Consider the following 16,525-nt stretch of genomic DNA (forward strand, 5'->3'; position numbering starts at 1 on the left):
TTACCTTTTCTCCTGAGGGTGGTCAGCTGGCCACCTGACATTTATCATGCAGCTTCCATCTGATTTATGCTGAACTTTGGCCTACTGAATGTTGACCTGAATAGCCTATAACAAAACGTCATTTCGATCATGTTGCGCGTCAAGCGAGTAGGAGAAATGACCCATAGCCGCCTACCCTAGTCCGATTTCCTGCCGTATGCTACCACCTCCCACACCTACTCTGACGGATATTCTGTTCAACCAGACCAAGGAGTTTGTGGGGGTGTATGATGTGGCGCTCGGCTGGTTTGCGCAGGTTAATCCGGCGGGGGTGCACCTGCTGGGCTACCCCTCGGAACAGGCTCTGCTAGCTGCCTCAGACCCTTCTCAGCCGCTGACTGCCGTAGATTGGCAGCACTTGCAGAAACTAGCGCAACAGCAGGGGCACCACGAAACAGAAGCAGAAATTAAGCGCTTGCAGGGCGCGCCGTTTTGGGCGCGTATCGAGCTGACCGCTTTCACCTCTGAGCAAAAGCCTTACCTGCTGGTGCGCCTCACCGAGCAAAGCCGCCTGCACCAGGCCGAGCGCGAGCTGGCCCAGAGCGTGCGGCGCTTCGAAGCGGTGGTGGCCAATGCCACCATTGGCATTATCATGTGCAATCGAGCGGGCGAAATCGTGTCGGCTAACCGCACTTCGCACCAGTTGTTTGGCTACGCAGAAGATGAATTACTGGGCCAGCCTATTGAGGTGCTGGTTCCCCGTGCCGTGGGCCAACGCCACGAGCAGCTGCGCCAGTCCTTCAACGCCCAGCCCTCGGTGCGGGCCATGGGCGCCCACCGCGGCGACTTGCTGGCCCGCCGCAAAGACGGCAGCGAGTTTCCAACCGAAATCAGCCTCAGCTATTTCTACCTCGATGAGGAGCTGTACGTGGTGTCCTACATCGTCGATATCACCTTCAAGAAAAATGCTGAGCGCGAGCTGATTGCCCAGCGCCAGTACGTGGAGCGCCTGAACGCCGAGCTAGAGCAAAAAGTGGCCGACCGCACCCATGCCCTACTAAACACGCTGGAACAGCTGGAGCAGCGCACTGACGAACTGACCCGCGCCCTGGCCGCCGAGCAGGAGCTGGGCGAGTTGAAGTCGCGCTTTGTGAGCATGGCCTCGCACGAGTTTCGCACCCCGCTCACGGCGGTACTCACCTCGGCTACCCTCATCGAGAAATACCCACACACCGATCAGCAGGACAAACGCCAGAAGCACTTGCAGCGCATTCGCGGCTCGGTGCGCCACCTCAACGACATTCTAGAAGAGTTTCTGTCGGTGGGGCGCATAGAGGAAGGTAAGATTGAGGCCAAACCGGTGCGCCTGCTGCTCGACGCCCTCCTTACCGAAACCATACAGGACGTGCAGGGGCTGCTGAAGGCCGGCCAAACCGTCCAGACCGAGTTGCACTGCGCCCAACCCATTTGGCTGGATACGTCGCTGCTGCGCAAGATTCTGGTCAATCTGCTTTCCAACGCCATCAAGTATTCCGGCGAAAACTCGGTGGTGACGGTGCGCGCCACCTGCGCCCGGGACCTGCTCACGCTTACAGTGCAGGACCAGGGGGTAGGGATTTCACCGGAAGACCAGGAGCACTTGTTCGAGCGGTTTTTCCGCGCCCGCAACGTCACCAACCTACCCGGCACGGGCCTGGGGCTCTACATTGTAGCCAGCTATTTGCAGCTGTTGGGCGGCACCATTGCCCTACACAGCGAGCTGCACGTGGGCACCACCGTTACGCTTACTATTCCCTATGAAGACCATTCTGCTGATTGAGGACAACGAGGCGCTACGCGAAAATACGGCCGAGATTCTGGAGCTGGCGGGCTACGCCGTCGTCACGGCCGAAAACGGCAAGGTAGGCGTGGAACAGGCCCTGGCGACTAAGCCCGATCTGGTGATTTGCGACATTATGATGCCGGTGCTGGATGGCTACGGGGTGCTGCACATCTTCAATCAGAATCCGCAGCTTTCGGGCGTGCCGTTCATCTTCCTGACCGCCAAAACCGAGCGCACCGACCTGCGCCGCGGCATGGAGCTAGGCGCCGACGACTACCTCACCAAACCTTTCGATGAAACCGAACTGCTGAGCGCCATCACGAGCCGCCTCAACCGCTTTCAGCACCTCAAGCCCGAGTACAACCTGCAAGCCGAGGGCCTAACCGAGTTTCTGGACGATGCCCGGGCCGTGGGCAACCTGGAAAGCCTCTCGGCCGACCGCCGGGTGCACACCGTGCGCCGCAAGCAGGATATCTACGTGGAAGGCGACGAGCCCATTCGGCTGTATTTCCTGAAATCGGGTAGGGTGAAAACGGTGAAGACTACCAACGCGGGCAAAGAGCTGATTACGGGCCTCTACCACCCCGGCGACTTTTTCGGCTACCTCTCCCTGCTCACGCAAACCGCCTACGACGACTCGGCCGTGGCCCTCGACGATGCCGAGCTGGTGTATATCCCGAAGCACGACTTTCTACAACTGCTCACCCGCAACGCGGAGGTAGGGCAGCAGTTTATTCGTCTGCTGGCCGGGCGCGTGAGCGAGCGGGAGCAGCAGCTGCTGGACATGGCCTACAACTCCATCCGCCGCCGCGTGGCCGATACGCTGCTGCACTTGCACGCGCAAGCCACCGCCGACGCGCCCCTCATCCAAGTCTCCCGCGACGACATGGCCGCCATGGTCGGCACCGCCACCGAGTCACTGATTCGGACCCTGAGCGAGTTCCGCCAATCCGGCTACGTGGACCTGACGCCTCAGGGCATCCGGGTGACGCAACCCGACAAGCTGCGGGCCGCCAACTGGTAGCAACAAAGAACCCTGACAGGGGCTTGAAGCCCTGTCAGGGTTCTTTGTTGCTATTTAGCTGGTTATAGGCTTACGCCGCCGGTCAGTTCGAGGCGCTGGCCGTTGAGCCACTTCGCGTCTTCGGTGCACAGGAAAGCCACTACCCCACCTACGTCGTCGGGCAGGCCTGGGCGGCCGAGGGCAGTCATCTGGGTCACGTACGCCCGTATTTCTGGCGTATCGGTCATGGCCCCGCCCCCGAAGATGGCGCCCGGTGCTACCACGTTTACGGCAATGCCCCGCGCGCCCAGCTCCACGGCCAGGTAGCGCGTAAACACATCCACTGCGCCCTTCATAATAGCATACGCCGATGCGCCGGGGTAGGAAATACGCGTGGTGGCCGACGACATATTGATGATGCGCCCGCCATCCTGGAGCAGCAGCAACGCCTTCTGCGTGAGGAAGAAGACGCCTTTGAGGTGAATATTCAGCATCTCATCAAACTGCGCCTCCGTGGTGTCGGCGAAGGGAGCTTGCATGCTGGTGCCGGCGTTGTTGATGAGAAAATCGAAGCGCGTGGTGCCGAAAGCAGCCTGCAACGTTTTGGGTAGCTCAGCGAAAAATATGTCGAAGCTGCTCACGTCGGCGGTATTGAGTTGTAGGGCCACGGCCTTGCGGCCGAGTGCTTCAATTTCTGCTACCACGGCGGCCGCGGCAGCTTGCTGGCTGTGGTAGGTGAGCAGTACGTCGATGCCTTTGTGCGCTAGGCTCAGCGCAATGTTTTTGCCCAAACCCCGGCTGCCGCCGGTTACCAAGGCTATTTTGGAAGTTGTCATCTGATAGAATTGACGTGTTTACTAGAACACGACAAAGGTCCGGCAGCTGCCCCTACCCCAACTTGCGCAAGGCAATCCGTTTTATGTAGAAATCAAACCACTTCCATGCTCCGGAACGCGCCGGGCGCTACCAGCGTGTGGCGCTTGAAGAAATGAGAAAAGTGGGCCACGTCGGTAAAGCCCAGGCTATCGGCAATTTCCGCCATCGTCCAGTGCGTTTGCCGCAGCAGGGCTTGCGCCTCCTGCGCAATGCGCGTCCCAAGCAAGTCGGTGGTGGTGCGGCCAGTGGTTTCCTTCAGCACTTTGTTGAGGTGGTTGACGTGCACGGCCAGGTGGTCGGCGTAGTCTTTGGCCGTGCGCAGGCGTAATTGCTGTTGCGGCGTTTCGAGCGGAAACTGCCGTTCCAGCAGCTCCGCAAACAACGAGGTAAGGCGGGCCGCGGCACTATGCACGGGATGCAGCGCGGTGGCGGGTTGCAGCTTCTGCCCCAGATGAATCAGTTCCAGCACGTAGGTGCGCAGCAGGTCGTACTTATAAGCGTAATCGGAAGCCATTTCCTCCTCCATTCTCTGGAAAACCGACTGCGCGCGGTCCCCTACCCCCTCGGACAGGTGAAAAACGGGGTAGCCTTCTGCTTTGAAAAGCGGCAGCTCTTCGAGCACTACTCCGCTTTTGGCTGGCAGCAAAAACTCCGGCGTGAACACGCAGAAATACCCACTTTGTCTTTCTTCTGGCAACCAGTAGTGCGGCGTTTGGGGGGCAGAGAAAAACAAGGTAGACTGCTCCAGGTCGAAGCTTTTGTCGGGATAATCTACCCGACTACGCCCGGTAAGCAGGCTGATCTTGTAGAAGGACCGACAGGCATACGGCGCCGCGGGTTTTTCGCGCGCGGGCTGCCATAGCTCGTCTAGGTTAAACACGTTGAAATGCCCTACCTCTTGCTGAATGCCGCTGGGTAGCAGCGCGTTCAGGTCGGAGCCGGTGCAGGTGGTAAGTTCCTGGTAAAACTCGGTGAGCAGAGGAGAATGCATAGCTGGTTGCCTTTGTATAAATCAAAGGTACTGCTATTTAGATGTGGCTACGCTATTCCTGTGCGACTCCTCATCCTAACTCCGCGCTGGTCTACAGAATCGACAGCGAATTGTACTGCCGGATACGGTACTCAAAGACGGTGGCGATACTCAGCGCCCGTTGCTTGGCTTCGTCGGCTTTGGGGCCAGCAAAGTGCTCGTCTACTGTGGCACGGAACAGCGCGAGCCACCGCTGAAAATGCGTGGCATCGACGGGTAGCGACAGGTGCTTTGGAAACGGCCGACCACGGTAGCGCCCGGTGCCCAGCAGCAGGCTGCTCCAGAAGTCGTACATGGTAGGCAGATGCGCAGCCCAGTTCACGTGCGCCACGCCGTTGAAAATGGGCGCCAGCAGCTCATCCTGGTTTACTTTGTCGTAGAAGCTGTCGATGAGCAGCTTGATATCGGCTTCGGTTTGAATATCAGCTAAAGCAGGCATGGCGCGAAAAAAAACGAGTTGAGGCCAAGGGTAGGCGCACAACTCCCCTACCTTCTACAAAGTTCTTAAAAAGCTAAGTAGCGTGCGCGGCTGGCGCTTGTACTCAAACATGCGCGCAATTTCCTGTGCTTTGGCCTTGGCGGCTTCGGCAATAGGGCCGTTGAAATTATCCTCTACCGCCGCCAAAAACAGCTGCCGCCAGCGCTGAAAATATTCGCCGGTGTTGGGCAGCACCAGGCCGCCGGGAAAGGGCCAGCCATCGGCACCGCCGGTGTTGAGCAGCACCCGCTTCCAGAAAGCCTGCATGGTAAACAGCGGCTGGGGCCAGTGCACCTGCGCATCGGCCTGAAGGATGGGGCCGAGCAGCTCGTCGAGCCCTACCTTTTCGTAGAAGGTGGTGATGAGCGTGGTGATGTCGGCTTCGGTGCGGATGTCGGGGAGCGTTTGCATAGCTAGGAGGGTAGGAAATCAAGATGAATCTGTTGTGGTCCGACGCCGCAGGCGTCCGACCGGTATCGTTGCGGATGCCCGCGCCGCGTGGGAGTAGGTAGGTAGTAAACGTCCGCACGCAGCTCGTTCAACTTCAGCAACGATACCGGTCGGACGCCTGCGGCGTCGGACCGGCAGGCGTCAACCACAAACCAAAGGTCAGCGAGCAAGCCAATGACTCCCATGACCTTACTCATCTCATACCCTGACGTTTGTCATCTGCCGGGCACAGCCGAAGCAGGACCTTTGGTTTTCTTCTGCCTGACTCGCTTTGCGCATGAACGCTGCTGCTCCCGAAGTTCCTACCCACGTTGCCTGCACCCACTGCGGCGACGAATGCCTCGACAAACCCATTCTACTTGATAAGCAGCCATTTTGCTGTGCCGGCTGCAAAGCCGTGTACGAGCTGCTGCAAACCAACAACCTCTGCGCCTACTATGCCTTCGATGAGCGGCCCGGCCAGAAAGTAAAAACGCTGGAGTTGCCCGGCCGTTTCGACTACCTTGATTCGGAAGCCGTGCAGGCGCAGCTCCTCACGTTTCGGTCGGATACGCTGGCGCGACTCACGCTCACGGTTCCGCAGATGCACTGCGCCTCGTGTATCTGGCTGCTGGAGAAGCTGTACCAACTGAATCCGGGTATTTCGGAGTCGCGGGTGAATTTTCTGCGCAAGGAAATCAGTATCAGTTATCAACCTGAAAGAACTTCGCTGAAAGAGGTAGTGAAGCTGCTGACGGCCGTGGGCTACGAGCCGCAGATTACGCTGGCCGAGTTGGGCGCCCAGCCCCACCACCACAACCGGCGGCTGTACTACCAACTAGGCTTGGCGGGCTTTTGCTTCGGCAACGTGATGCTGCTGGCTTTTCCCGACTACCTCAGCTTCACGGAGCAATTGCAGGGCGAGTTTGGGCGGTTTTTTGGCTATATCAGCTTGCTGCTGAGCTTGCCGGTATTGCTGTATAGTGCGCGGGGGTTCTTTCAGTCGGCGTGGCAGGGTGTGCGGCAGCGCTACATCAACCTCGATTTCCCGATTAGCCTGGGCCTGAGCGCCTTGTTCCTAACCAGCGTATTCGATATTCTAACGCAGCGCGGCCCTGGCTACCTCGATTCGTTTACGGGGCTGGTGTTCTTTATGCTGATTGGCAAATGGGTGCAGCAACGTACTTACGATGCCCTGCGCTTCGACCGTGACTTCACTTCCTACTTCCCCGTGGCCGTCACGCTGCTCACACCCAGGGGCGAAAAGTCGGTATCTGTGAAGGAGTTGCGGGTAGGGCAACGCATCTTGGTGCGCAACCAGGAAGTAATTCCCACCGACGCCATGCTGATGCGTGGCACCGGGCAGATTGACTACTCCTTTGTATCGGGCGAGAGTGTGCCGGTGGCGAAGGTGGCGGGCGAGGTGGTGTATGCCGGTGGACGCCAAACCGGCGAGGCCGTGGAGCTGGAGGTCGTGCGCGAGGTGTCGCAGGGCTACCTCACGCAGCTTTGGAACAACCCCGCCTTTCAGAAAATCGAGAAGCAAACGCTGGAAACCTACGCCAACACGGTGGGCCGCTACTTTGTGGCCGCGACGCTGCTGCTGGCTGCTAGCGCCGTGGCCTACTGGTACCCCCGCGACCCACAGATGGCTTTGCGGGCCTTTACTTCAGTGCTGGTCATTGCCTGCCCCTGCGCCCTGTCGTTGGCTACGCCCTTTGCCCTGGGCGCGGCCCTGCGCACGTTTGGGCGGCTGAAGTTCTACCTAAAAAACGCTGGGGTAGTCGAAACACTAGGCCGTGTCGATACCATCGTGTTCGACAAAACCGGCACCCTCACCGAAGTGAAACGCTCGACGGTAGAGTACCTTGGCCGGCCGCTAACCACGGCCGAAACAGAGCTGGTAGCGGCCGTAGTGCGCCAGTCAACGCACCCGCTAAGTCAGCGCTTGGCGCGGGAGTTGGACCCCACCCCCAGCCCCTCCCCTCCGGGAGAGGGGTACCAGGCGACTAATCTGTCAGAAGGCACCCCTCTCCCGGAGGGGAGGGGACGGGGGTGGGGTCACGCCGTTCACAACTTCACCGAAGTCCCCGGCCAGGGGGTGAGCGGGGTAGTAGACGGCGTACGGGTGAGGGTAGGCTCGGCGGCGTTTGCCGGCGGCCAGCGCCGTGCTCTGGAAGCGGCCGAAGAAGCCGACCAGCTTCAATCCCGCGTGTACGTGGCCCTAAATGGGGAACCGCTGGGCTGCTACGTGTTCCGCAACGTGTACCGTAACGACCTCCAACCCATCCTCACCGACCTCGGCCAACGCTACCACTTGGCCGTTCTCTCCGGCGACAACAGCGCGGAGCGCGACCGGCTCCGCGAGTTATTCGGAACCAAGGCGGAGCTACGCTTCCACCAGTCGCCCCAAGACAAGCTCGACTACGTGGCCGCCCTGCGCCAGCAAGGTAGGCGCGTGCTCATGGTAGGCGACGGATTGAACGACGCCGGCGCCCTGCAACAAGCCGACGCTGGCATTGCCCTCACCGATACCTTCACCAATTTCTCCCCCGCCTGCGACGCCATCCTGGACGCTAGCAGCTTCGGCCGTTTCGCCACGTTTCTGCGCTTCTCGCAAGACTGCTTGCAGATCGTGCTGGCCACGTTCGTGCTGTCGTTTTGCTACAACGGCATCGGGCTGGGGCTGGCGGTGCAGGGCAAGTTTACGCCTATCGTCTCGGCCATTCTGATGCCCATCAGCTCCTTGAGCGTAATGGTTTTTTCGACGCTGCTGGTGCGCTACGCAGCCTATAAACGCACGCTATGAACATCATTTTCATCTTAATAGGAATCAGCCTCACGGTGGCCCTCACGTTCCTGGGTACCTTTCTGTGGGCCGTGCGCTCGGGCCAGTACGACGACGACTACACGCCCTCGGTACGGATGCTGTTTGAGGATGAATCGCCTACCGGTCCGACGCCATAGGTGTCCGACCGGTATCGTTGCTGATGCCCGCGCCGCGTAGGGGTAGCACGCAGCTCGTTCAACCTCAGCAACGATACCGGTCGGACGCCTATGGCGTCGGACCGGGGTGGCTACAGCCATCCGGCTACTCGATCCGGATCAATCATTTGCTCTGCTTCGCGGCGGAAAACATCGTACTCGACGGGTATATCCAGGAGCTCACGAGCCACTTGCTGGTTACACATGGATCCATTCCGCAATCCGGCATACTCCGGATAAGAAGAGTACACCCAACCCTCCAGACGCTGTGCCAAGCCAGCGCGTACCGGATTTTGATGAATGTAGTGGAAGCAGGTGCGGAGATACTGTTCGTATAGATCGAGCAGCCGCCGAGCTTTGGTTTTCGATTGAAACAGAGCACCAGTGCGGCCCGTTTCTTTGTTGAATCCCTGTGTGTAGGTACTCAACGCTAAGGCTAAGCCTTGTACAATTGGCTGCTTGGTACTGCTGCTAGTATCCTGGTCCCGACAGCCCGCCGCAGTGGTATAAATCAGTAAGTGAAAGTGGTTGGGCATCGAGCAATAGCATAGTATCTCGCAGTGAGGCCGCACGTACTGCCTTATTTTTCTGAGGAAGTACACATAGTGGCCGGGCGTGAAGAAGATCTGTTGCTGATTATTACCTCGATTATACACGTGGTAAAGTTGTTCGGCCTCGTAACGCATGCGGTCAAAATAGCTTTTCTCAACAAAATAACCACCACCCGGTCCGACGCCGCAGGCGTCCGACCGGTATCGTTGCGGATGCCCGCGCCGCATGAGGCACTAGAAGCAGGCATCCGCACGCAGCTCGTTCAACATCAGCAACGATACCGGTCGGACGCCTGCGGCGTCGGACCGGCAGGTGGCTTACCTAATATCAATCACCCTCGCACCTGACATTCGTCATCCCTTCCGGCTCAGCCAAGCAGGACCTTTGGAGTAGTAAATCACTCACTACTCCACGTTATGGAAGTCGAACAGAAACCGCTTACGCCGGCCCCGGCCGCCCCGCCTCAGGTGGTACCGGGCTTCGTGAAGACGGTCGACACCTTTTTTTACGACAACAAGATTGTCCGTGATTTTGGCCTGGCCACTGTGTTTTGGGGCGTGGCCGGCATGCTGATTGGGGTGATTATCGCCTTCCAACTGGCCCGGCCCGAGGTAAACATGGGCACGCCCTACACCACCTTCGGGCGGGTGCGGCCGCTGCACACCAACGCCGTGATTTTCGCCTTCGTCGGCAACAGCATTTTCATGGGCGTGTACTACTCCTTGCAGCGCCTGTGCAAAACCCGGATGTACTCCGACGTGCTCAGCAAAGTACATTTCTGGGGCTGGCAGCTCGTGATTCTGTCGGCCCTCGTTTCCCTACCCCTGGGCTTCACCACCAGCAAGGAATACGCCGAGCTGGAGTGGCCCATCGACATCCTGATTACGGTGATATGGGTGGTGTTTGGCTGGAACATGTTCGGCACCATTGCCAGGCGCCGCGAGCGGCACCTGTACGTGGCCATCTGGTTCTACATTGCCACGCTGCTCACGGTGGCCGTGCTGCACATCGTCAACTCGATGGAGGTGCCGGTGAGCTTCATGAAAAGCTACTCGGCCTACGCCGGGGTGCAGGATGCGCTGGTGCAGTGGTGGTACGGCCACAACGCGGTGGCCTTCTTCCTGACCACGCCCTACCTGGGCCTGATGTACTACTTCCTGCCTAAGGCCGCCAACCGCCCGGTGTATAGCTACCGCCTGAGCATCATTCACTTCTGGTCGCTGATTTTCATCTACATCTGGGCCGGGCCGCACCACTTGCTCTACACCGCCCTCCCCGACTGGGCACAGTCGCTGGGCGTGGTGTTCAGCATCATGCTGATTGCGCCGAGCTGGGGCGGCATGATTAATGGCCTGCTGACCCTGCGCGGCGCCTGGGATAAGGTGCGCGAGGAGCCGGTGCTGAAGTTCATGGTGGTAGCCATTACGGCCTACGGCATGGCCACGTTTGAAGGGCCAATGCTGAGCCTCAAGAACGTGAATGCCATTGCCCACTTCACCGACTGGATTGTAGCGCACGTGCACGTAGGTGCGCTGGGCTGGAACGGCTTCCTGACCTTCGCGGTGCTTTATTGGCTGTGGCCCCGCCTCTACAAAACGGAACTGTATTCCAAGAAACTCGCCAACACGCACTTCTGGCTGGGCACGCTGGGCATCCTGTTCTACGCCCTACCCATGTACTGGGCGGGCTTCACGCAGGGCCTGATGTGGAAGCAGTTCACCAACGAAGGGCTGCTGCAATACCCCAACTTCCTGGAAACGGTACTGCAAATTGTGCCGATGTACTACCTGCGCGGCATCGGCGGGGTGCTCTACCTCAGCGGCGCATTGGTAATGGTGTTTAACCTGGTGAAAACCGCCCAATCGGGCCAGTTGCTACCCAATGAGAAAGCCCAAGCCGCGCCCCTTACTCCGCTCTACCTCACCAACAACGTAGCCGACCAGCACACCGACGGCTACTGGCACCGCTGGATTGAGCGCCGGCCTGCGCAAATGGCCATCTGGGCCACGGTGGCCATTGCCATTGGCGGCGCAATTGAGATGATTCCGACGTTCCTGGTGAAGTCGAACGTGCCTACCATCGCTTCGGTGAAGCCCTACACGGCGCTCGAACTCGAAGGCCGCGACATCTACATTCGTGAGGGTTGCTCCAACTGTCATACGCAGATGGTGAGGCCGTTCCGCTCCGAAACCGAGCGCTACGGTGAGTACAGCAAAGCCGGCGAGTTTGTGTACGACCGCCCCTTTCTGTGGGGTAGCAAGCGCACCGGCCCCGATTTGCACCGCGTGGGCCAGAAGTATCCGCACTCCTGGCACTACAACCACATGATGGACCCCACCAGCATGTCGCCCGGCTCGATTATGCCGCCCTACCCCTGGCTGTTCGAAGACGACATCGACTACTCGCACACGGCCGATAAAATTCGGGTGCTACGCGACAAATTCGATACACCCTATCCTGCCGATTTCGACAAGGTGGCCGTGGCCGATGCCCGCAAGCAAGCCGACGGCATTGCCCGCGAGCTGAAGAAGGAAGAAATCGAGGTGAAGTCGGACAAGGAAATCGTGGCCCTGATTGCCTACCTCCAGCGCTTGGGCACCGACATCAAGGTGAACCCGCAGCAGGCCGCCGCCTCGGCGCAGTCGAACGCGGCTGAGATATCCCATTAGCCTTCAGCTTCCCTACCCCTAGTGTCATGGATAAGAACGTTTTGCGCTTCATTGCGGGCGTGGAAATCTACCCAATTATCTCCTTCGTCATCTTCTTCCTCTTCTTTCTGGGGCTGCTGGCCTATGTGTTCGTCGTGAACCGCCAGCACGTGCATTCAATGAAAAACCTGCCGCTGTTTGGCGGCGAGGATGAAACTTCTCCAACCACTTTTACTCCCAACCTGCCATGTTAACGAAGCGCACTCTCCTCCTGACCTTGACGGGCTTACTCACTGGCTACGCCGCTACGGCCCAATCTGCTACTCCCGGACCCCAACCCACCGACGTTCTGAGTTGGCTAGCATGGGGACTGGCCGCCGTGGTGCTCCTGTTTGGAATGATGACTGCCAGCTCGCTGGCCTCGGCAGTGACCCAATCGGTGCAGGAGAAAGAAGCCCCAGACGAAGCCACCCCGGCAGTTTCCGAAGCTGCTCCGGTCGCTGCTCCTATGGCGTCGGTAGCGCCTACTCCTACCGTTCCCGTTGAGCAGAAAGTTGCCGCATGAGCCTACCGCGAAGAACTCTGTACGGCGCCGGCGCCGGTGTACTCGCCCTGCTAGGCAGCTACCCGACGCTGGCCCAAACGGCGGAGGCGCCAGCTACGGCAGCCGCTGCCGGTGCTTCGGATAGTAAGATGATGCTGTTCTGGTTTTTGCTGAGTACGTTGGCGCTGGTGGTGCTACTGACCCTGCTGCTATTTACAGCGCTGGTTGTGAAGCTGCGGCCACAGTTGCGACGGGTGTATGACATGCCTACCGTGCGCCACAGCTGGAGCGGCAAGGTACTGGGCCTGCTGGTAGGCGACCAAGTGCTGGTAACCGGCACCGTGCGCGACGAGGTAATTGCTAACCACGACTACGACGGCATCCACGAATTCGACAACGACCTGCCGCCGTGGTGGAAGTACGGCTTTGTGGTGAGCATCATCTTCGCTGGCGCTTATTTTTTCTACTTCCATGTAGCCAAGGCCGGCCAGCTCAGCCACGCCGAGTACGAAACAGAGATGCAGCAGGCGGCCCTACTCGTATCGGCCGGCTCCGACGACCCCAACCAGCTCACGACCTACCAAGCCCTACTGGCCCCCGCAGACCTGGGCGAGGGCAAAATCCTCTTCACTCAGAACTGTGCCCCCTGCCACGGAGCCAGTGGCGAAGGCAAGGTAGGCCCCAACCTGACGGACGACTATTGGCTGCACGGCGGCGAAATCAACCACGTGTACCGCACCATCAAGTTTGGGGTCCAGGGCAAGGGTATGGTAGCCTGGAAGGGCAAGCTCTCGGCCAAACAGCTGCTGCAAGTATCGTCCTACGTGGTGTCGTTGCAAGGCACCAACCCACCCAACGCCAAGGAGCCGCAGGGCGAAATCGACCCTACAGCGAAGAAGCTGGCACCGAATAGGTAACGGGCGGCGGACGCTTGCCGGTCCGACGCCGCAGGTGTCCGACCGGTATCGTTGAACGACCCTTTGGCTGACGCCTGCTACCTACCCAACTGGCGCGGTCATCCGCAACGATACCGGTCGGACGCCTACGGCGTCGGACCGGAACCTCACCTCCATGAAAACTCCCACCTCAACCGAAAGCTTCCGCGACTCCATCGCCACGGTAGATGCCGAGGGCAAGCGCATCTGGCTCTACCCCAAGCAGCCGAAGGGCGCCCTCTACCGTGCCCGCACCTGGATTAGCTATGGGCTGCTGGCCTTACTCTTCGCCGGTCCCTGGCTGCGTATCAATGGGTTGCCGGTACTCCTGCTGAACCTGCCGGCGCGGAAGTTTATCATCTTCGGGCAAATATTCTGGCCGCAGGATTTCTTTATCCTGCTGCTGGCGATGATGACGTTTGTGGTGTTCGTGATTCTGTTCACGGTAGTATATGGGCGGGCATTTTGCGGCTGGGTGTGCCCGCAGACCATCTTTATGGAGATGGTATTTCGGCGCATTGAATACTTCTTTGAGGGCGACGCGCCCCAGCAAAAGGCGCTCGACAAAGCTGACTGGGACTGGAACAAAACGTGGCGCAAAACCGGCAAACACGCCGTGTTTCTGCTGCTTTCCTTCCTGATTGCCAACACGTTTCTGGCCTACATCATTGGCTCTGATGAGTTGGTAAAGATTATCACCGACCCGCCCCAGGAGCACCTGGGCGGCCTCACGTCGATGGTGCTGTTCACGGGGGTATTCTATGCGGTATTTGCCCGGTTTCGAGAGCAGGTGTGCACCATTGCCTGCCCCTATGGCCGCTTGCAGGGCGTGATGCTCGATAAAGACAGCCTGGTGGTCGCCTACGATTACCAGCGTGGCGAGCCCCGCGAGAAGATGCGCAAAAACAGAGTGCGCACCGCCGGCGACTGCATCGACTGCCACCAGTGCGTGCAGGTGTGCCCCACCGGCATCGACATTCGCAATGGCGCCCAGCAACTTGAATGCACCAACTGCACCGCCTGCATCGACGCCTGCAACAACATCATGGCAATGGTGAACCTGCCGCCGAATCTGATTCGACACGCTTCGGAAAACAACATCGCCACCGGCACTAAATTCAGGGTCACGGGCCGCATCAAAGCATTATCAGCGGTGCTCACAGTGCTGCTGGTTGTGATGACGGGGCTGCTAGTATCGCGGGCCAATGTGGCGGCTACGGTGCTGCGCACACCGGGCCAACTGTTCCAAAAAACCGACCACGGCACCATCACCAACCTCTACAACATCTCGGTCATCAACAAAACCAACCAGCCCTACCCCATCGAGTTGCGGATTCTGGAGCCAGCCCACGGTAGCATCTCACTCGTGGGTACCGATGATCTGAAGCTGCCGGCCCAAGGTATTGCGGAGGGTGTCTTTTTTGCCGAGCTACCCGCCAGCGAGTTGCACACCACCAGTTCCAAGATTCGCATTGGGGTGTTCAGCGGCGGCAAGCTGATTACGGAAGAGAACACCAAATTCCTGGCCCCGCCTCGGTAGCTTATTATTTAGCTGTTAGCCTTTAGCTGTTGGCTATTAGCTCTTATTCAACGAAAAGCTAACAGCTATCGGCCAACAGCTAAAAGCTAATTATATGACCACCACTCCCACCCGCACCCTCTGGCCCTACGCCATCATCACGGCTTTTCTGCTGTTCGGCAGCTACATCGGCTACATGGTGAGCCAGACGATGCGCACCACCGTGGACCTGGTGAGCCCTAACTACTACCAGCAGGAGCTGGTCTACCAGAAACGCATGGAATCGGTGGCCCACATGGCGGCGCTACCCGTGGCCGTTACCGTAACGCACGAAGCAGCGGTTTCGCAGCTCCAGTTGCAGCTGCCGCCCTCGTTTGCCGGTAAGCACCTCGAAGGGCAACTCCACTTTTTCCGCCCCTCTGATCTGGAACTGGACTTCACCCTGCCACTGCAACCCGACTCGGACCTGGCCCAACGCATCAGCACCCAGAAAATGGTCAGCGGTTTCTGGCGCGTCCGCGTAGATTTCACGGCGGATGGGCAGGCGTATTTTGTGGAGAAGGATTTGACGATTTAGAGCTTAATACAGTTGTTAATACTACCACCCCGCTGGGGCCTTCTGGTTCGGAAGGCTCCGGCAGGGCGGTTCTTTGTATTCGCTTGCTACACGTTGCGGTAGTTTCTGCTGGCTGGACTACGCATCTCGGCCGTTTCTTATGGCGCAGAGTACTCAGTCCTACCCAGCCGCGCCGCTACCCTGGGCTTCTCTAGTCGCGTTGCAGGTGCTTCATGATGGCAATTACGTCTTCTTCGCCCAGGGTAGGCTCGGCTTGCTGGAAGGTATCGTGGACTACCTCGCCCAGGGGCGTATTCAGGCCTTCGGCTTTCGCTAGGCGCAGGTCTTTGGCCAGGTGCTTTAGGGCAAAGGCAGCTTGGTAGTTTTCGGCCATAATCGCTTCGCCTTTGATCTTAGAGAAAACGTTGCCCATGGCGCCGTTGGCAATAATCGTCTGCATATCCTCGAGTTTCAGACCATGCTGCTGGGCGAAGAGGAAGGTTTCGGCTAGGCCCTGCGTGTAGAAGCCCAACAGCGTATTGATAGCAAGCTTGGCGCGGTTGCCGCTGCCGGTAGGACCGAGGTGAAGCGCCAGCTTGCCCAGGTGCTCAAACAGCGGCTGCGCCCGTTGGAACGCCGGCTCTTCGCCGCCTACCATAATCACCAGCTGGCCGGTTTCCGCTTGCTTCACGCTGCCGGAAACCGGCGCATCGAGGTAGGTGTGGCCCTTCTGTTGGCTGAGGCGCGCCATTTCCTCGCTGATGCCGGGCGAAATCGTGCTCATGTTGATAAGCAGCTTGCCGCTCGCTTGGGCCTGTAGCAGACCGTCGGGGCCGGTGAACAGGTCGCGCACAGCCTGGTCGTCCGACACCATCAGAAACACCACGTCGGCCTGCTGCACCAAGGCAGCCGGCGAATCGGCGGTGGTGGCTCCGGCGGTGCGCAGGGCTTTTTCTTTGTCTTTGCTACGGTTATACACGGCCACTGGGTAGCCGGCTTCCAGAAGTCGGCTCGACATGGGGTTGCCCATATTGCCGAGGCCAATCCAGCCGAGTTGAGGTTGTGCGTTCATAGGTAGTGGTTGAGTGATGTAGGGTATACCATAAGAAGTGGAATTGGTTTGTTCTGCCGTGGAGACCCCACCCCCCCCAGCCCCCTCTCCCGGAGGG

Annotated in this window: 16 protein-coding genes; 10 read left to right on the plus strand and 6 right to left on the minus strand. The window is 59.1% G+C overall.

Annotation, left to right across the window (positions count from 1 at the left end; translation table 11 throughout):
* Positions 1 to 196 precede the first annotated feature (196 nt).
* Positions 197 to 1,798: a sensor histidine kinase gene (locus KYK14_RS13755; RefSeq protein WP_219159569.1), complete on the plus strand. Its 1,602-nt coding sequence runs from the start codon at positions 197 to 199 to the stop codon at positions 1,796 to 1,798.
* Complete coding sequence (locus KYK14_RS13760) at positions 1,776 to 2,825, plus strand: response regulator (RefSeq protein ID WP_219159571.1); 1,050 nt, start codon at positions 1,776 to 1,778, stop codon at positions 2,823 to 2,825. Before KYK14_RS13755 ends, KYK14_RS13760 begins: the two co-directional genes overlap by 23 nt.
* Positions 2,826 to 2,887: 62 nt before the next feature.
* Here KYK14_RS13760 and KYK14_RS13765 read toward each other — a convergent pair whose 3' ends face one another.
* From KYK14_RS13765 to KYK14_RS13780, 4 genes are all read right to left on the minus strand, one after another.
* Positions 2,888 to 3,640 (minus strand): SDR family oxidoreductase, encoded by a 753-nt coding sequence (locus KYK14_RS13765; protein ID WP_219159573.1) that lies wholly within the window; start codon positions 3,638 to 3,640, stop codon positions 2,888 to 2,890.
* Positions 3,641 to 3,732: 92 nt separating this feature from the next.
* Positions 3,733 to 4,671, minus strand: coding sequence for a helix-turn-helix domain-containing protein (locus KYK14_RS13770; RefSeq protein WP_219159575.1), 939 nt, complete (start codon positions 4,669 to 4,671; stop codon positions 3,733 to 3,735).
* Positions 4,672 to 4,762: 91 nt separating this feature from the next.
* Positions 4,763 to 5,149 carry a group III truncated hemoglobin gene (locus KYK14_RS13775; protein WP_219159577.1) on the minus strand — a complete coding sequence of 129 codons (387 nt, stop codon included), beginning with the start codon at positions 5,147 to 5,149 and terminating at the stop codon, positions 4,763 to 4,765.
* A 54-nt stretch (positions 5,150 to 5,203) separates the two neighbouring features.
* Positions 5,204 to 5,599: a group III truncated hemoglobin gene (locus tag KYK14_RS13780; protein WP_219159579.1), complete on the minus strand. Its 396-nt coding sequence runs from the start codon at positions 5,597 to 5,599 to the stop codon at positions 5,204 to 5,206.
* A gap of 316 nt (positions 5,600 to 5,915) precedes the next feature.
* Here KYK14_RS13780 and KYK14_RS13785 point away from each other — a divergent pair, with 316 nt between their 5' ends.
* Positions 5,916 to 8,426, plus strand: a complete 2,511-nt coding sequence (locus KYK14_RS13785; RefSeq protein ID WP_219159581.1) for a heavy metal translocating P-type ATPase — start codon at positions 5,916 to 5,918, stop codon at positions 8,424 to 8,426.
* Positions 8,423 to 8,584 carry a cbb3-type cytochrome oxidase assembly protein CcoS gene (ccoS, locus tag KYK14_RS13790; RefSeq protein WP_219159583.1) on the plus strand — a complete coding sequence of 54 codons (162 nt, stop codon included), beginning with the start codon at positions 8,423 to 8,425 and terminating at the stop codon, positions 8,582 to 8,584. The genes KYK14_RS13785 and ccoS overlap by 4 nt, the downstream gene beginning before the upstream one ends.
* Positions 8,585 to 8,694: 110 nt before the next feature.
* Here the strand turns inward: ccoS and KYK14_RS13795 are convergent, their stop codons facing one another.
* Complete coding sequence (locus KYK14_RS13795) at positions 8,695 to 9,288, minus strand: transposase (protein ID WP_219159585.1); 594 nt, start codon at positions 9,286 to 9,288, stop codon at positions 8,695 to 8,697.
* A 282-nt stretch (positions 9,289 to 9,570) separates the two neighbouring features.
* Here KYK14_RS13795 and ccoN point away from each other — a divergent pair, with 282 nt between their 5' ends.
* From ccoN to KYK14_RS13825, 6 genes are all read left to right on the plus strand, one after another.
* A complete protein-coding gene (gene ccoN / locus KYK14_RS13800) occupies positions 9,571 to 11,823 on the plus strand; it encodes a cytochrome-c oxidase, cbb3-type subunit I (protein ID WP_219159587.1) in 2,253 nt (750 codons plus the stop codon).
* A 26-nt stretch (positions 11,824 to 11,849) separates the two neighbouring features.
* Positions 11,850 to 12,056 (plus strand): hypothetical protein, encoded by a 207-nt coding sequence (locus KYK14_RS13805; RefSeq protein ID WP_219159589.1) that lies wholly within the window; start codon positions 11,850 to 11,852, stop codon positions 12,054 to 12,056.
* On the plus strand, positions 12,050 to 12,367 hold the full coding sequence (locus KYK14_RS13810; RefSeq protein ID WP_219159592.1) for a hypothetical protein: 318 nt from the start codon (positions 12,050 to 12,052) through the stop codon (positions 12,365 to 12,367). Before KYK14_RS13805 ends, KYK14_RS13810 begins: the two co-directional genes overlap by 7 nt.
* A complete protein-coding gene (locus KYK14_RS13815) occupies positions 12,364 to 13,263 on the plus strand; it encodes a cbb3-type cytochrome c oxidase N-terminal domain-containing protein (RefSeq protein WP_219159594.1) in 900 nt (299 codons plus the stop codon). Before KYK14_RS13810 ends, KYK14_RS13815 begins: the two co-directional genes overlap by 4 nt.
* 154 nt (positions 13,264 to 13,417) lie before the next feature.
* On the plus strand, positions 13,418 to 14,821 hold the full coding sequence (ccoG, locus tag KYK14_RS13820) for a cytochrome c oxidase accessory protein CcoG (protein ID WP_219159596.1): 1,404 nt from the start codon (positions 13,418 to 13,420) through the stop codon (positions 14,819 to 14,821).
* A 94-nt stretch (positions 14,822 to 14,915) separates the two neighbouring features.
* A complete protein-coding gene (locus KYK14_RS13825; protein ID WP_219159597.1) occupies positions 14,916 to 15,377 on the plus strand; it encodes a FixH family protein in 462 nt (153 codons plus the stop codon).
* 190 nt (positions 15,378 to 15,567) lie between these two features.
* Here the strand turns inward: KYK14_RS13825 and KYK14_RS13830 are convergent, their stop codons facing one another.
* Positions 15,568 to 16,428, minus strand: a complete 861-nt coding sequence (locus tag KYK14_RS13830; protein ID WP_219159599.1) for an NAD(P)-dependent oxidoreductase — start codon at positions 16,426 to 16,428, stop codon at positions 15,568 to 15,570.
* Positions 16,429 to 16,525 lie beyond the last annotated feature (97 nt).

This window comes from Hymenobacter profundi, assembly GCF_019334315.1.
GTDB lineage: Bacteria > Bacteroidota > Bacteroidia > Cytophagales > Hymenobacteraceae > Hymenobacter > Hymenobacter profundi.

Excerpts from the sequence above, each read along its gene's own strand:
- KYK14_RS13755 (WP_219159569.1), top strand. The coding sequence starts at position 197 with ATGCTACCACCTCCCACACCTACTCTGACGGATATTCTGTTCAACCAG.
- KYK14_RS13760 (WP_219159571.1), top strand. The coding sequence starts at position 1,776 with ATGAAGACCATTCTGCTGATTGAGGACAACGAGGCGCTACGCGAAAAT.
- KYK14_RS13765 (WP_219159573.1), bottom strand. The coding sequence starts at position 3,640 with ATGACAACTTCCAAAATAGCCTTGGTAACCGGCGGCAGCCGGGGTTTG.
- KYK14_RS13770 (WP_219159575.1), bottom strand. The coding sequence starts at position 4,671 with ATGCATTCTCCTCTGCTCACCGAGTTTTACCAGGAACTTACCACCTGC.
- KYK14_RS13775 (WP_219159577.1), bottom strand. The coding sequence starts at position 5,149 with ATGCCTGCTTTAGCTGATATTCAAACCGAAGCCGATATCAAGCTGCTC.
- KYK14_RS13780 (WP_219159579.1), bottom strand. The coding sequence starts at position 5,599 with ATGCAAACGCTCCCCGACATCCGCACCGAAGCCGACATCACCACGCTC.
- KYK14_RS13785 (WP_219159581.1), top strand. The coding sequence starts at position 5,916 with ATGAACGCTGCTGCTCCCGAAGTTCCTACCCACGTTGCCTGCACCCAC.
- ccoS (WP_219159583.1), top strand. The coding sequence starts at position 8,423 with ATGAACATCATTTTCATCTTAATAGGAATCAGCCTCACGGTGGCCCTC.
- KYK14_RS13795 (WP_219159585.1), bottom strand. The coding sequence starts at position 9,288 with ATGCGTTACGAGGCCGAACAACTTTACCACGTGTATAATCGAGGTAAT.
- ccoN (WP_219159587.1), top strand. The coding sequence starts at position 9,571 with ATGGAAGTCGAACAGAAACCGCTTACGCCGGCCCCGGCCGCCCCGCCT.
- KYK14_RS13805 (WP_219159589.1), top strand. The coding sequence starts at position 11,850 with ATGGATAAGAACGTTTTGCGCTTCATTGCGGGCGTGGAAATCTACCCA.
- KYK14_RS13810 (WP_219159592.1), top strand. The coding sequence starts at position 12,050 with ATGTTAACGAAGCGCACTCTCCTCCTGACCTTGACGGGCTTACTCACT.
- KYK14_RS13815 (WP_219159594.1), top strand. The coding sequence starts at position 12,364 with ATGAGCCTACCGCGAAGAACTCTGTACGGCGCCGGCGCCGGTGTACTC.
- ccoG (WP_219159596.1), top strand. The coding sequence starts at position 13,418 with ATGAAAACTCCCACCTCAACCGAAAGCTTCCGCGACTCCATCGCCACG.
- KYK14_RS13825 (WP_219159597.1), top strand. The coding sequence starts at position 14,916 with ATGACCACCACTCCCACCCGCACCCTCTGGCCCTACGCCATCATCACG.
- KYK14_RS13830 (WP_219159599.1), bottom strand. The coding sequence starts at position 16,428 with ATGAACGCACAACCTCAACTCGGCTGGATTGGCCTCGGCAATATGGGC.